The sequence below is a fragment of the Arthrobacter sp. SO3 genome (assembly GCF_020532825.1).
In the GTDB taxonomy this organism is placed as follows: Bacteria; Actinomycetota; Actinomycetes; order Actinomycetales; family Micrococcaceae; genus Arthrobacter.
Map to the genome: position 1 here is coordinate 1 of NZ_MQTS01000248.1, position 13,871 is coordinate 13,871.

At 68.0% G+C, this 13,871-nt stretch carries 12 protein-coding genes; 5 read left to right on the forward strand and 7 right to left on the reverse strand.

Going from position 1 to position 13,871, the window contains the following annotated elements; all coding sequences use genetic code 11:
• The first annotated feature begins 14 nt into the window (after positions 1 to 14).
• Positions 15 to 818, forward strand: coding sequence for an alpha/beta hydrolase (locus BJQ90_RS22210; RefSeq protein ID WP_226762371.1), 804 nt, complete (start codon positions 15 to 17; stop codon positions 816 to 818).
• Positions 811 to 1,437, forward strand: coding sequence for a hypothetical protein (locus tag BJQ90_RS22215; protein ID WP_226762342.1), 627 nt, complete (start codon positions 811 to 813; stop codon positions 1,435 to 1,437). Before BJQ90_RS22210 ends, BJQ90_RS22215 begins: the two co-directional genes overlap by 8 nt.
• 140 nt (positions 1,438 to 1,577) lie before the next feature.
• Here the strand turns inward: BJQ90_RS22215 and BJQ90_RS22220 are convergent, their stop codons facing one another.
• Positions 1,578 to 2,669, reverse strand: a complete 1,092-nt coding sequence (locus BJQ90_RS22220; protein ID WP_226762343.1) for an ROK family glucokinase — start codon at positions 2,667 to 2,669, stop codon at positions 1,578 to 1,580.
• Positions 2,670 to 2,910: 241 nt separating this feature from the next.
• On the opposite strand from BJQ90_RS22220, the gene BJQ90_RS22225 reads away from it, so the two are divergent.
• Positions 2,911 to 4,731 (forward strand): AMP-dependent synthetase/ligase, encoded by a 1,821-nt coding sequence (locus BJQ90_RS22225; protein ID WP_226762344.1) that lies wholly within the window; start codon positions 2,911 to 2,913, stop codon positions 4,729 to 4,731.
• Positions 4,732 to 4,933: 202 nt separating this feature from the next.
• On the opposite strand, the gene BJQ90_RS22230 is transcribed toward BJQ90_RS22225, so the two are convergent.
• The gene (locus BJQ90_RS22230) at positions 4,934 to 8,329 is read right to left on the reverse strand and encodes a pyruvate carboxylase (protein WP_226762345.1); all 3,396 of its coding nucleotides are present in this window, start codon (positions 8,327 to 8,329) and stop codon (positions 4,934 to 4,936) included.
• A 335-nt stretch (positions 8,330 to 8,664) separates the two neighbouring features.
• Between BJQ90_RS22230 and BJQ90_RS22235 the strand changes: the two genes are divergently transcribed.
• Positions 8,665 to 9,513: a ParA family protein gene (locus BJQ90_RS22235; RefSeq protein WP_226762346.1), complete on the forward strand. Its 849-nt coding sequence runs from the start codon at positions 8,665 to 8,667 to the stop codon at positions 9,511 to 9,513.
• Positions 9,514 to 9,658: 145 nt separating this feature from the next.
• On the opposite strand, the gene BJQ90_RS22240 is transcribed toward BJQ90_RS22235, so the two are convergent.
• From BJQ90_RS22240 to gcvH, 5 genes are all read right to left on the reverse strand, one after another.
• Complete coding sequence (locus BJQ90_RS22240) at positions 9,659 to 10,255, reverse strand: MerR family transcriptional regulator (RefSeq protein WP_069951277.1); 597 nt, start codon at positions 10,253 to 10,255, stop codon at positions 9,659 to 9,661.
• Positions 10,256 to 10,515: 260 nt separating this feature from the next.
• On the reverse strand, positions 10,516 to 11,019 hold the full coding sequence (locus tag BJQ90_RS22245) for a bifunctional nuclease family protein (RefSeq protein WP_226762347.1): 504 nt from the start codon (positions 11,017 to 11,019) through the stop codon (positions 10,516 to 10,518).
• Positions 11,019 to 11,735: a MerR family transcriptional regulator gene (locus BJQ90_RS22250; protein WP_226762348.1), complete on the reverse strand. Its 717-nt coding sequence runs from the start codon at positions 11,733 to 11,735 to the stop codon at positions 11,019 to 11,021. The genes BJQ90_RS22245 and BJQ90_RS22250 overlap by 1 nt, the downstream gene beginning before the upstream one ends.
• A gap of 23 nt (positions 11,736 to 11,758) precedes the next feature.
• A complete protein-coding gene (locus BJQ90_RS22255; protein ID WP_226762349.1) occupies positions 11,759 to 12,235 on the reverse strand; it encodes an FHA domain-containing protein in 477 nt (158 codons plus the stop codon).
• 152 nt (positions 12,236 to 12,387) lie between these two features.
• Positions 12,388 to 12,774, reverse strand: a complete 387-nt coding sequence (gene gcvH, locus BJQ90_RS22260) for a glycine cleavage system protein GcvH (protein WP_226762350.1) — start codon at positions 12,772 to 12,774, stop codon at positions 12,388 to 12,390.
• Positions 12,775 to 12,920: 146 nt separating this feature from the next.
• On the opposite strand from gcvH, the gene BJQ90_RS22265 reads away from it, so the two are divergent.
• Entirely contained in the window at positions 12,921 to 13,790 is an 870-nt protein-coding gene (locus BJQ90_RS22265) for an Fpg/Nei family DNA glycosylase (RefSeq protein WP_226762351.1), read from the forward strand.
• Positions 13,791 to 13,871 lie beyond the last annotated feature (81 nt).

A 13,871-nucleotide genomic window follows, 5' to 3' on the forward strand; every position in this document is an offset into this window, starting at 1 on the left:
GCCCCGGAGACCCCATGACCATCCCCCTGGACCACACGCCGTTCAGCAGCCCGTTCACCGGAACCGGGCCCCGCACCGGAGTCCTGGTCTCGCACGGTTTCACCGGCAGCCCGCACGGCGTGCGCGGCTGGGCCAGGTCGCTGGCCGACGCCGGCTTCGCCGTGCGGATGCCGCTGCTGCCGGGGCACGGCACCAGCTGGCAGGAACTGTCCCGGACGCGCTGGCAGGAATGGCACGCGGCGCTCGACGCCGCCTACCTCGAACTGGCCGGGGAATGTGAGCAGGTCGTTGTGGCCGGGCTGTCCATGGGCGGGGCGCTGGCGCTGCGGATTGCCGCCACCCGCCCGGTGGCGGGGGCCGTTCTGGTGAACCCCGGCCTCGTCATTGACGATCCCCGCGCCCCGCTGGCCGGCATCCTGAAATTCGTGCTCAAGAGCACCCCCGCGATCGCCAACGACATCCTCAAGGAGGGCATCGACGAGGGGGCCTACTCCCGGACGCCGGTTGCCGCGGCGCACGAGCTGAACAAAATGTTCAAGGACACCCTGCGGCTGCTCCCGCGGATCACCGCTCCCGTGCGCGTGTACCGCTCGGCAGTGGACCATGTGGTCTCCGACTCGAGCATGGTGGCCCTGCGCCGCGGCCTGACCCACGCACCGCTGGAGGTGATCCGGCTGGAAAACAGCTACCACGTGGCTACGATGGACAACGACGCGCCCCTGATCTTCCGCGGCTCGGCCGAATTCATCCGGTCGCTGGTTGCGGGAGGCACTCCGGACGCCGCCCACGCCAGCCAGAAGGACACGTCAGATGACTAGACCGGACCCCAATACTCCGGACCCGGATTCCAGCGCCAACCAGGAAGACGCCGTCTGGCTGGATCTGGTCGCCAGGCTGGAGGGCCGGGACCAAGGCGCAAACCCGGGCACCGCGGAAGCCCGTGAGGCCGCGGACGGCCCGGAGCTGCCGAAGGTGCCCGTAACGGACGGCGCGGGGGCCGACAGCGCCGCAGTGCCCCGGCCGTTCAGCGACTTTGACCCGCTGGGGCTTTCCGCCGGGGTGCCGATTGAACTCTCCGCCGAGGAGCGGCTCGCGCGGGGCCAGTCTGCCGTGGGCGAGGGACCGGCCACTGCTGCTGGCCAGGACGGCGCACCGGGCCCGCGTGACTATGAGGCCGCGGATGATGACCCGTTCGGGCCGGGCGAGTTCGTGCCGGAGGAACCTCCCAGCCTCGCCGGGACCGACCCGCTGACTGTGTTGGCCTGGCTCGGTGCCGTCGGTGGTCCCGTGGCCCTGCTGATGTCTGCGATGTTCTGGCGCTCCGCACCGCTGATGGCCATCCTCGGAATGGTCGCCGCCTTTGCAGCCTCGCTGGTGTTCCTGATCATGAAACTGCCGGGCGAAAAGGATGAGAACGACGACGGCGCCCGCATCTGACTGATTTCATCGCGGCCGGGCGTACCCCGGCCGCCGCGGCGGCACCCGCTTTCTTGCCGGCGCCCGCTTTCGGCCGGCGCCCCGTTTCCTGCCGGCGCCCGCTTTCGGCCGGCGCCCCGTTTCCTGCCGGTGGCGCGCTGCTAGCTGTGCATGCGGCTGCTGACCCGGGACAGGTCCGCGGCGCCGATCAGGCCGGCGTTCGGGCCGAGGGCCGCGAGCTCGATTTCCGCCGCGGGCCGGAAGCCGCGGCCGGTCAGGTTCCGGGCAAAGGCCTTCCGGGCCGGCCCGACCAGCAGTTCGCCGGCGTCGCAGAGTCCGCCGCCGATCACGAACTTGCCCGGATCCAGCGCGGCGGCAAGGTTCGCGAGGCCCAGTCCGAGCCATTCCCCGACGTCTTCGAGCAGCTCCCGCGAGGTCGCGTCCCCGGCCTTGGCCAGCTCGGTGACAATCACGCCGGTGATGCGCTCCGCGTGGCCGTCGACCGCTTTGAGCAGTTCCTGGGCCACCGGGGAGTTCGCGGCGGCGAGTTCCCGGGCCTCCCGGCCGAGGGCGTTGCCGGATGCGTACTGTTCCCAGCAGCCCCGGTTGCCGCATTCGCAGCGGTGGCCGCCCGGCATGATGATCTGGTGGCCAAATTCCCCCGCCACGCCAAAGCGCCCGCGTTCCAGCCGGCCGTCCATCACCATGGCCCCGCCGATGCCGGTTCCGAGGGTGATGCAGACCAATCGGCTCTGGCCCTGCCCGGCGCCGAAGCGCCACTCCGCCCAGCCGGCCGCATCGGCGTCGTTGGTCAGCAGCACGGGCCGACGAAGCAGCCGCTGCAGGTTGTCGCGGAGGGGCTCGTTGCGCCAGGCCAGATGCGGGCTGAAGAGCACGGTGCCGCCGTCGAGGTCCATCCAGCCGGCCGCGCCAATCCCGACCGACCAAATCCGGTGGCCCTCTCCCAGCTCCTCGACCAGCTCCACAATCACCTGTTCGACCGCACGGGGGTCGTTGCCCGGAGTGGACCGCTTGGCCTGGGCCAGGATCCGTCCCTCCGCGTCGACCACACCGGCCGCCACCTTGGTGCCGCCGATGTCCACGCCAATGGCGAGGCCCTTGCGGCCCAGCCGCAGGTGCTCCCGGAAACCCTGCCCGGCCGGTCCGGCGGATGCGACGGCCAGCGTCCTGCGCCGCCAGGCGGCCGTCCTGCGGTACGGTCCGGGCTGCTGTCCAGGTGTAGGTGTGTGCATGATTCCCTATCCTATTCGCCGGGACGGCCGGGGACGGGCCGCATCACCGGACGGGCCAGCGATCTGCAGCGGACCGGAGCCTGCCGGCAGCCATTGCCTGATAATCCTCTCCGGCGGCCGCGCCGGGGTTACCAAACTGTAAGGTTACTCGCCGGTAGGTGGTGTGGAACACACATGCCTGGAACCGCATACTAGTGTTAGTCGTACCCCTCGCGGGTCCATGGATATCAAAGGAGCTAACGTGCGAGAAATCAGTGTCCCGGCCCTGGTGAACGTCCCCCGGGAAATGAACGTCACGGATCTGGTCCTGCGCCAGGCGGCCAAGGCCTCGAACCCGGCACTGTTCTCGAAACTTGACGCCGCAGGCCAATGGCAGGACATCCGGGCCACCGACTTCCTGGCCGATGCGTCGCTGCTCGCCAAGGGCCTGATGGCCAGCGGCGTCGCCGCCGGCGACAGGGTCGGCATCATGTCCCGCACCCGATACGAATGGGCCCTCATTGACTTCGCCATCTGGTTCGCGGGTGCGGTCTCCGTGCCGATCTATGAGACCTCCTCCCCCTCCCAGGTGGCCTGGAACCTGGGAGACTCCGGCGCCGTCGCCGCTTTCGGCGAGTCCGCGCACCACGAGGACATCATCCGGCAGGCTGCGACTTCTGAGGGCCTCACGGACCTGGCCCACGTCTGGCAGCTCGAAGGAACCGGCCTCGACGAGGTCCGCGCCGCTGGCGCGACGGTCAGCAACGAGGAGCTTGAGGCCCGGCGCAGCCTGGCCACGCTCGACGACCTCGCCACGATCATCTACACCTCCGGCACCACGGGCCGGCCCAAGGGCTGCGAGCTGACCCACGGCAACTTCGTGGAACTCTCCGAGAACGCGCTGGCCACCTCGCTGAACAAGATCGTCCACGAACAGGCCCGGACCATCATGTTCCTGCCGCTCGCCCACGTGTTCGCACGCTTCATTTCGGTGCTCGCGGTCGCCGCCGGCGTCACGGTGGCACACACGCCGGACATCAAGAACCTCCTGCCGGACCTGCAGAGCTACAAGCCGACCTTCATCCTCGCGGTGCCGCGGGTCTTTGAGAAGGTCTACAACTCGGCGCTTACCAAAGCCGAGGACGGCGGCAAGGGCGCCATCTTCCACCGGGCGGCCGACACCGCCATCGAATTCTCCCGCGCGCGCCAGGCCGGCAAGATCGGCCTGGGCCTCAAGCTCAGGCACACCGTTTTCGACAAGCTCGTCTACGGCAAGCTCCGCGCCGCCATGGGCGGCGAGGTGGCCCACGCCGTCTCCGGCGGCGGACCGCTGGGCGAGCGGCTGGGACACTTCTTCCAGGGCATCGGCATGCAGATCCTGGAAGGCTACGGGCTGACCGAGACGACGGCCCCCGTTACCGTGAACACGCCGGACCTGATCAAGATCGGTACCGTCGGCGCCCCGATTCCCGGCAACGCCGTGAAGATCGCCGACGACGGCGAGATCCTCGCCAAGGGCGTGTGCGTCATGCGCGGCTACTACAAGCGCGAGGACCTCTCCGCTGAATCCTTTGTCGACGGCTGGTTCCGCACCGGCGACATCGGGAAGCTCGATGAGCAGGGATTCCTGACCATCACCGGGCGCAAGAAGGAAATCATCGTCACGGCGAGCGGCAAGAACGTCGTACCGGCCCTGCTGGAGGACCAGATCCGGGCCGACGCGCTGGTCTCGCAGGTGCTGGTGGTCGGTGACAACCGGCCGTTCATCGGTGCGCTGGTCACCCTCGACGAGGAGGCCCTGCCGGGCTGGCTGCACCGCCACGGGCTGCCCGCGTCAACGACCGTTGCCGAAGCCACCGACAACCCGGCGGTCAAGGCCGCGGTGCAGGAACTCATCAACGGCGCCAACCAGTCGGTGTCCCAGGCCGAGGCGATCAAGTCCTTCCGGATCGTGCCGGCCGACTTCACGGAGGCCTCCGGGCACCTGACGCCGTCGATGAAGGTCAAGCGGGCCCAGGTGATGAAGGACTTCGAGAACGTCATCGAGGAGATGTACGGCGCCCCGCGTCCCAGCCAGGTCTAGGCACCCCCACCCCACCCCCAAACAACGCGGGGTCAGCTACGGCCCATCCGCACACCGCGGATGGGCCGTAGCTGACCCCGCGTTGCTGTGCCGCGTTGCTGTGCCGCGTTGCTGTGCCGCGTAGTTGTTTGTGGTGCGGGACGACGAAGGGTCCTTCCAGCCTTGGCCGGAAGGACCCTTCGTCAACGTCGCTGCGCTGCGGTTATTCGACGACCAGCAGCAGGTCCCCGCCCTGGACCTGCTCGATCGCGCCGACGGCGAGGCGCGAGACGGTGCCGGCCACCGGCGTCGTGATGGACGCTTCCATTTTCATGGCTTCGATCGTGGCGACGGTGTCGCCGGCCTTGACAGATTCGCCGGACTTGACGGTCAGGGTGACGGCTCCGGCGAACGGTGCGGCCACCTGGCCCGGCTGGGAGGTGTCGGCGCGCTCGGCGGCCTTGACGTTGCTGACCACGGAACGGTCACGGACCACGACCGGGCGGGACTGGCCGTTGAGCGTGCACATCACGGTGCGCATGCCCTTCTCGTCCGGTTCGGAGACCGCCTCGAGCGAGGCGATCAGGCGGACGCCCTTCTCCAGCTCGATCTCGTGCTCGGCGCCGCGCTGCAGCCCGAACAGGTAGTCCCGGGTGTCCAGCACCGAGAGGTTGCCGTAGGACTCCACGCTCTTCTGGTAGTCCTTGGTGGGACCTGCGAAAAGGAGCCGGTTGAGCGTCTGCTGCACGGTCCTGGAGTCGGACTTGAGCGCGGCGCTGTCCTCGGCGCTGAGCTCGACGTCGCGAACCTTGACAGTGCGGCCCTGCAGGGCCTTGGTGCGGAACGGTTCCGGCCAGCCTCCGGGCGGGTCGCCCAGTTCACCGGAGAGGAAGCCGATCACGGAATCCGGGATGTCGTATTTCTGCGGGTTCTCGTTGAAGTCGGCCGGATCGGCGTTGAGGCCCACGAGGTGCAGGGCCAGATCGCCGACGACCTTGGAGGACGGGGTGACTTTCACCAGCCGGCCGAGGATGCGGTCGGCGGCGGTGTACATGTCCTCGATGGCCTCGAAACGCTCCCCAAGGCCCAGCGCGATCGCCTGCTGGCGCAGGTTGGAGAGCTGGCCGCCGGGGATTTCGTGCTGGTAGACCCGCCCGGTGGGGCCCGGGAGACCCGATTCGAAGGGTGCGTAAACGCGGCGGACGGCTTCCCAGTAGGGCTCCAGGGCGCAGACGTTCGCCAGGCTCAGCCCGGTGTCCCGCGGTGTGTGGGCAAGGGCTGCCACCAGGGCGGAGGCGGAGGGCTGGCTGGTGGTGCCGGCGAGCGAGGCGGAGGCCACGTCGACGGCGTCGACTCCGGCGTCGACGGCGGCCAGCAGCGTGGCCAGCTGTCCGCCAGCGGTGTCGTGCGTGTGCAGGTGGACCGGGAGGTCGAAGCGTTCGCGCAGGGCGGTGACGAGGCGTGCAGCCGCGGCGGGACGCAGCAGGCCCGCCATGTCCTTGATCGCCAGGATGTGCGCCCCGGCGTCGACGATCTTCTGCGCCAGCTCCAGGTAGTAATCCAGGGTGTACAGCGTCTCGTCCGGGTCCAGCATGTCAGCGGTGTAGCAGAGGGCCACCTCCGCGACGGCCGTCCCGGTGTCGCGGACGGCACGGATGGCCGGGGCCATCTGGTTGACGTCGTTGAGCGCGTCGAAGATGCGGAAGATGTCGATGCCGGTCGCGGCGGCCTCGTTGACGAAGGCCACCGTCACCTCTTCCGGGTACGGGGTGTACCCGACCGTGTTGCGGCCGCGCAGGAGCATCTGCAGGCAGACGTTCGGCAGCGCCTTGCGCAGCGCCGCGAGCCGGTCCCAGGGATCCTCACCGAGGAATCGCAGCGCGACGTCGTAGGTGGCACCGCCCCAGGCCTCGACGGAGAGCAGTTCCGGGAGGAGCTTGGAGACGGCCGGGCCGGCTGCCACGAGGTCGCGGGTGCGGACCCGGGTGGCGAGCAGCGACTGGTGGGCGTCGCGGAACGTGGTGTCCGTGACGGCGACGGCGTTCTGCGCGCGAAGGGCCCTCGCGAAGCCTTCCGGGCCCAGCTCCAGCAGCCGCTGCCGGGAGCCGGGCGCGGCGGCTGCGTCGTCCAGCGCCGGGAGCTTGGCGGCGGGATCGCTGTGGACCGTGAGCTCGCCGTTGGGCTTGTTCACGGTGACTTCCGCGAGCCAGGTCAGCAGCTTGGTGCCGCGGTCGGCGGAGACCCGGGCCCTGAGCAGCTGGGGGCGTTCGTCGATGAACGAGGTGGCCACGTTGCCGGCGATGAAGTCGGCATCGTCCAGGACAGCCTGCAGGAAGGAGATGTTGGTCGAGACGCCGCGGATGCGGAACTCGGCGAGGGCCCGGCGGGCCCGGGCCACGGCGGCCGGGTACTCACGGCCGCGGCAGGTCAGCTTGACCAGCATCGAGTCGAAGTGCGGGCTGATCTCGGCACCGGAGTAGACGGTGCCGCCGTCGAGCCGGACGCCGGCGCCGCCGGCCGACCGGTAGCCGGTGATCTTGCCGACGTCGGGCCGGAAGCCGTTGGCCGGATCCTCGGTGGTGATGCGGCACTGCAGGGCGGCGCCCCTGAGCTGGACGGTCTCCTGGGAGAGGCCCAGGTCCGCGAGGGTCTCGCCTGCGGCGATGCGCAGCTGTGCCTGGACGAGGTCGACGTCGGTGACTTCCTCGGTGACGGTGTGCTCGACCTGGATGCGCGGGTTCATTTCGATGAAGACGTGCTGGCCTGCCCGCTCCCCCACGGTGTCGACGAGGAATTCCACGGTGCCGGCGTTGACGTAGTTCAGCGCCTTGGCGAACTTCACGGCGTCGCGGTAGAGCGCCTGGCGGATGCCTTCGTCGAGGTTCGGCGCCGGTGCGATCTCGATGACCTTCTGGTGGCGGCGCTGGATGGAGCAGTCACGTTCGAAGAGGTGCATGACGTTGCCCTCCGCGTCGGCCAGGATCTGGACCTCGATGTGGCGGGGGCGCAGCACGGCCTGTTCCAGGAACATGGTCGGGTCGCCGAAGGCCGCGTCGGCTTCGCGCATGGCGGCCTGCAGGGCCTCGGGCAGGGCGTCGCGGGTATCGACGCGGCGCATGCCGCGCCCGCCGCCGCCGGCGACTGCCTTGGCGAAGATGGGGAACCCGATGACGTCGGCGGCCGCGATGAGCTCGTCGACGTCTTTGGAGGGCTGGGAGGATTTCAGCACGGGGACGCCGGCCTTGCGGGCCGCTTCAAGGGCCTCGACCTTGTTGCCGGCCAGTTCCAGGACTTCAGCCGGCGGGCCCACGAAGGTGATGCCTGCTTCCACGGCGGCCCGGGCCAGGCGCGGGTTCTCGGAGAGGAAGCCGTAGCCGGGGTAGATGGCGTCGGCGCCGGATTCCTTGGCCACGCGCACCACCTCGTCGACGTCGAGGTAGGCCCGGACGGGATGGCCCTCTTCGCCGATCAGATATGCCTCGTCGGCCTTCTGGCGGTGGATTGAGTTGCGGTCCTCGTTCGGGAAGACAGCTACGGTCTTGGCACCAAGTTCGTAGCCGGCGCGGAAGGCACGGATCGCGATTTCGCCGCGATTGGCCACCAGAATCTTCGAAAACATGCTTCTCCTGCATCATCGCGGGTGTATCGGTAAGTGGTCACAGTGTCCAAGACACGGACAGGCAAACACAAATTATTGTGGCGACCGTCACAGCGGCGCGCGTCACGTATGCCCGATTAGGCAAGCACATCAGGCAACGCCGGATCCCGGCCCCGATTGCAGCATATCCATGATCTGCCGCCCCGGCACGCGACGGGGCACACGATGAGGCAGGTTTCGGCGGGACGGCAACATATGATGAGGGGGTGGGTGGCGCATGCTCGCCCCGGTTCCGGAGAACGCAGGAGCCGGCAGGACCCCGTCCCGGCAACCGGCGTTAGGTATTGGTTTTTCAAGTGCAAGTAGTCAGCATCAGCAGCCTTAAAGGCGGTGTCGGCAAGACATCGGTGACCACCGGACTGGCGTCCGCGGCATTGGCCGCCGGCATCCCCACCCTCGTCGTCGACCTTGATCCCCACGCGGATGCCAGTACGGCCCTCGGAGTCCGGCCGGGCGACCAGCTGGACATCGGCCGGATGCTCAAGTCCCCCCGGCGGGCACGGCTGGCCGAGAACGTGGTCCCGAGCGGCTGGGTGGAACGCGGGTCCGCCAACGGCGGCGCTCCAGCCGGCCGGACATCCGTCCTCGATGTGGCTGTCGGCTCCGCCTACACCGGCATCTACGACCGCCCCGATCTGGGCCGCCGCGACCTGCGCAGGCTCTCCGCCGTGCTCGCTGGCGCGGAGAAGTACGAGCTGGTCCTCGTGGACTGCCCGCCGTCCCTGAACGGGCTCACCAGGATGGCCTGGTCCGCCAGCGACAAGGTCACCCTCGTGGCCGAGCCCGGCCTCTTCTCCGTTGCGGGCACGGAACGCACCATGCGGGCCATCCAGCTGTTCCGGCAGGAATTCGCCCCGAACCTCTCCCCCGCCGGCATTGTTGCCAACCGGGTGCGCACCGGCTCCGCCGAGCACACCTTCCGGCTGGCCGAGATGGAGTCCATGTTCGGCGAGCTGCTGCTCTCCCCGCACATCCCGGAGCAGGCCAACTGGCAGCAGATCCAGGGCGCCGCGCACTCCATCCACCACTGGCCAGGGGATTCGGCCAAGAATGCCGCCGCCCTGTTCGACACCCTGCTGGCGAACCTGCTGCAGGCAGACGGCCGGCAGTCCGGCGCCCCGGTCCGGGACCGCGTCCGGCGCTGAGCCAAGGACGCCCCGCCCGAGGTAACCCCCAAGACAACAGCAACGCGGGGTCACTTAGCGCCTGTCCGGCCTGCCGTAATGGGCGCTAAGTGACCCCGCGTTGCTGTGTGGGGGTGTTGCTGTGTGGGGGGTGCTGGTCGTCGGGTCAGCCGATCTTGCGGGCGGCCCTGCGCTTGCCGAGCTCGTCGCCGGGGAACGACTGGTCGCTGGCGTGTTCGCTGGGAAGGGCCGCGAGGCTGCCTTCCACTTCCCGCCAGACGCGGCCCACTGCGATGCCGAAGACGCCCTGGCCGCCCTGGACGAGATCGATCACTTCGTCGGCGGAGGTGCACTCGTACACGCTGGCGCCGTCACTCATGAGGGTGATCTGGGCGAGATCCTCGACGCCGCGTTCCCGGAGGTGCTCGACGGCAGTGCGGATCTGCTGCAGCGACACGCCGGTGTCCAGGAGGCGCTTGACGACCTTCAGAACCAGGATGTCGCGGAAACCATAGAGTCGCTGGGAACCTGAGCCGGCGGCGCCGCGGACGGCGGGTTCCACCAGCCCGGTGCGAGCCCAGTAGTCCAGCTGGCGATAGGTGATGCCAGCCGCCTTGCAGGCAGTGGGACCGCGGTAGCCCGCGTCCTCGTCCAGGACAGGGAGATCCTCGGTGAACAGCAGGCCCTGGGCACCGCTAGCGGGCACGGCTACACCAGCCGTCGAGGGCTGCTTGAGCTCGCCCGCTTCGCCTTTCGGACTCACGTGGATCCTCCTTGTCTTGGCTCCCCTGCGGAAAATGCAGCAACAACCAGTTGTCACTAGCTAAACAAAACACGGGTGGATAAAATCATCCGTGTAATTCTGCCGGGGCTGCACCTTCCAGTGTGACCTGAGCGGCTGTTGCGTGCAATGGGAACTTGTACTTCTGACGTTAGGCCCGCCGGGGCCCAAGGTCAAAGACGTTCGGGGTATTGCCGGGGCGTGTCGAAACTTTCATCCTCGACTTTAACCTTGGCGCAGGGTCAGCCGGCGAAATCCTCGGGTTCGACGTCGTCGAGGAACTCGCGGAAGCGGCGCAGCTCGCCCTCCTCGTCGACGGCGGGACCCGGGTGGGTGTCCTCACCCTCGTCGTGTTCGGTGATCCGGACGCCGGCCTCTTCCATTACGGCGTCGGCGCACCAGATGCGGCACTTCGCACGGAGGGCCAGTGCCAGGGCATCGGAGGCCCGGGAGCTGACCGTGGTCCCGTTCTCGAACTGCAGCTGCCCGTAGAAGATGTTGTCCTCCACAGCCACAATGTTGACGCTGACGATCGAGTGGCCGAGGGTTTCGACGACGTCGATCAGCAGGTCGTGGGTCATCGGGCGCGGCGGCACGACCCCCTGCTGGGCCAGGGCGATGGCGCTTGCCTCGGGGGTGCCGATCCAGATCGGCACGTGCCGCTCCCCGTGGATCTCCTTGAGCAGGACGAGGGGCTGGTTGGACGGCAGTTCAATCCGCACGCCTACGATTTCGACCTCAATCATCAGATGTCCATCCTCGAGATGCGGTCCTGGACCAGGGCCCGGTGCAGCGTGAGGCACAGCTCGCTGATCTCCCGGGCAGCCTCGGCGGCACGGGCGTGGGAAGCGGCGTCCTTGCGCGAGGTCAGGGTCGCCACGGCACGCTCCACCAGCCCGAACTCGCGTTCGGCGGCAGCCTGGAACGGCCGCAGGTGCCGCGGTTCCAGTCCGTGGCCCTCCAGCTGGACGCAGGCGCGGGCAACCTGGAGGGCGTGCTCATCGAATTTTCCGTTGACATGGCCGATCAGGCCGAAACTCAGGAGCGATTCGACCAGCGGCACGCTCGCGCCGGACTCGGCGCGGAGTTGTTCCTCGGAGAGCCGGCGGACCCGGTTCTGCAGCTCGGACGCCAGTTCCTCGGAAACGATCCGCGGCGAGACCGTGACCCCGGGCGGCAGGTTGTCCGGGCGTTCCCCGCGGTCGATCGCATCGAGGTAGTCCTTGATGACCTTCAACGGTAGGTACTGGTCGCGCTGGAGGGACAGCACGAAGCGCAGCCTCTCGACGTCGCTCTCGGAGTACTGCCGGTATCCGGCAGGGGTCCGCTGGGGGTTGATCAGTCCCTTTTCCTCCAGGAACCGGATTTTTGACGCGGTCATGCTGGGGAAGTCGTCGCTCAGCTGAGCCAGGACTTCCCCGATATTCAGAACCTGGGGTCCGCGCCGTTCCGCTTGTGCCATGGCCACAGGCAGCTACCCCGGAATCAGACGTTGCCTGCTGCGCGGGCAGGGCTCAGGTAGAAGGTGAGGCGGAACTTCCCGATCTGCACTTCGTTGCCGGACTTCAACTCCACACTGTCGACGCGGTCGTGGTTCACGTACGTGCCGTTCAGGCTTCCGGTGTCCACGACTTCGAAGCTGCGCGCCGTGCGGCGGAACTCGACGTGCCGGCGGGAAACCGTGACGTCATCGAGGAAGATGTCGGCGTCCGGGTGCCGGCCCGCCGTCGTGATGTCCGAATCCAGCAGGAAACGGGCGCCGGTGTTGGGGCCGCTGTGCGCAACCAGCAGGGCAGAGCCGTACGGCAGTGCCTCAACGGCGGACCACTCCTCAGCCGAGAGCTTCGGGGCGACGGTCGGTTCATCGCGGATCGGGGTGAGGTTGATCGACGTGGTCTCCGAAGCTTTCACTCCACCCGTGCCATAACCGTCACCGGTGTTGTTGCGCTCGTGCCCAAACATTGATTCCTCCATTCGCTGCAGGTGTCCCCCCTGCAAACAACGCATGCCGTCCGGAAAAGCCTGGCAAATCCGGGATACAGCCCTTCGGCGGGCGCTGTTTCGTCGGTTTCCCGACGGTTGTTCCAACGACCCGGCCCGAAAAGGGCTTTGCTTTAGCCTACCTGCTGTTCGTACTCCGATGCACTGAGGAGCGACTCGACCGCGTCGGCTTCCGCGAGCTTGATTTCCATCAGCCAGCCCTCACCGTACGGATCCGAATTGATCAGGGCGGAATCCGTGTCCAGGGCCTCGTTGCGGGAGACCACTTCACCGGCAACCGGGGCGTAGATGTCGCTGACGCTCTTGGTGGACTCGACCTCGCCGATGACGTCGTTGGCCTTGATCGTGGTGCCGACCTCCGGCATCTGGGCATACACGACGTCCCCAAGCGCGTCCTGGGCAAAATCGGTGATGCCCACGCGCACCACGCCGTCGGCGTTCGGGGCAGAGACCCACTCGTGTTCCGCGGTGTAGGACAGCTCTTCGGGAATGATGCTCATGACGGGCCTTTCATCGGGTCAATCACCAATGTCGACGGCGGTCAGCTGAACTGTCCGCCGCTGAAAGTATAGGCATATCCGGCCTGCCCCGGGGAGGACTCTGACATGATGGGGCGATGACAGATCAAGCCGGTATCGGCTAGGCAATGCCCGAGCTCCCGGAAGTCGCGGCCCTGGCGGAATTTCTCGCCGGGAAGCTGCGCGGTGCGGTTGTCACAAGGATCCAGCCAGTCTCGTTCGCGGTCCTGAAAACGGCGGATCCGCCCGTCTCCGTGCTTGAGGGCAGAACCGTGACGGGGGTGCGCCGCTTCGGCAAGTTCGTCAGCGTGGAGGCCGGCGGCCTGTATTTCATCTTCCACCTGGCCAGGGCAGGCTGGGTGCGCTTCACCGACAAGCCCAGTGATGTCCCGCTGAAGATGGGCAAGGGCCATATTGCCGTGCGGCTGTTGTTTTCCGGTGACTCCGGCCCGCTGGGCCTCGACCTGACCGAGGCCGGCACGAAGAAGAGCCTGGCGGTCTACGTGGTCCGGGATCCGCACGACGTGCCGGGAGTCGCCGCGCTGGGACCTGATCCGTTCAGTCCCGGGTTCGACGTCGATGCCCTGGCGGAGATCCTGGCCGCCAGCTCCCAGCAAATCAAGGGGGTCCTGCGGAGCCAGAGCGTGATTGCCGGCATCGGAAATGCCTACAGCGACGAGATCCTGCACGCAGCCGGCATGTCGCCCTTTGCCCTTGCGAAGTCCCTGGACCGGGACGCGGTCCGGGGACTCTATGAAGCCATCCACAGCATTCTGGGGACAGCGCTTCGGGACGCGGCCGGCAAGGCGCCCGCTGAGCTCAAGGACACCAAGCGGAGCCACATGCGGGTCCACGGCCGGACCGGCGAGGCGTGCCCGGTGTGCGGTGACACCGTCCGCGAGGTGTCCTTTGCCGACACGGCCCTGCAGTACTGCCCCGGCTGCCAGACGAAGGGAAAGATCCTGGCCGACCGCCGCACCTCGCGCTTCCTGAAATAGGCGGTGCGGGTTCGGCAGCGGAGGTGCAAACAGTGCGGTTAAACAGAAATCCCCGCCATTCCCTCATCGGGAATGGCGGGG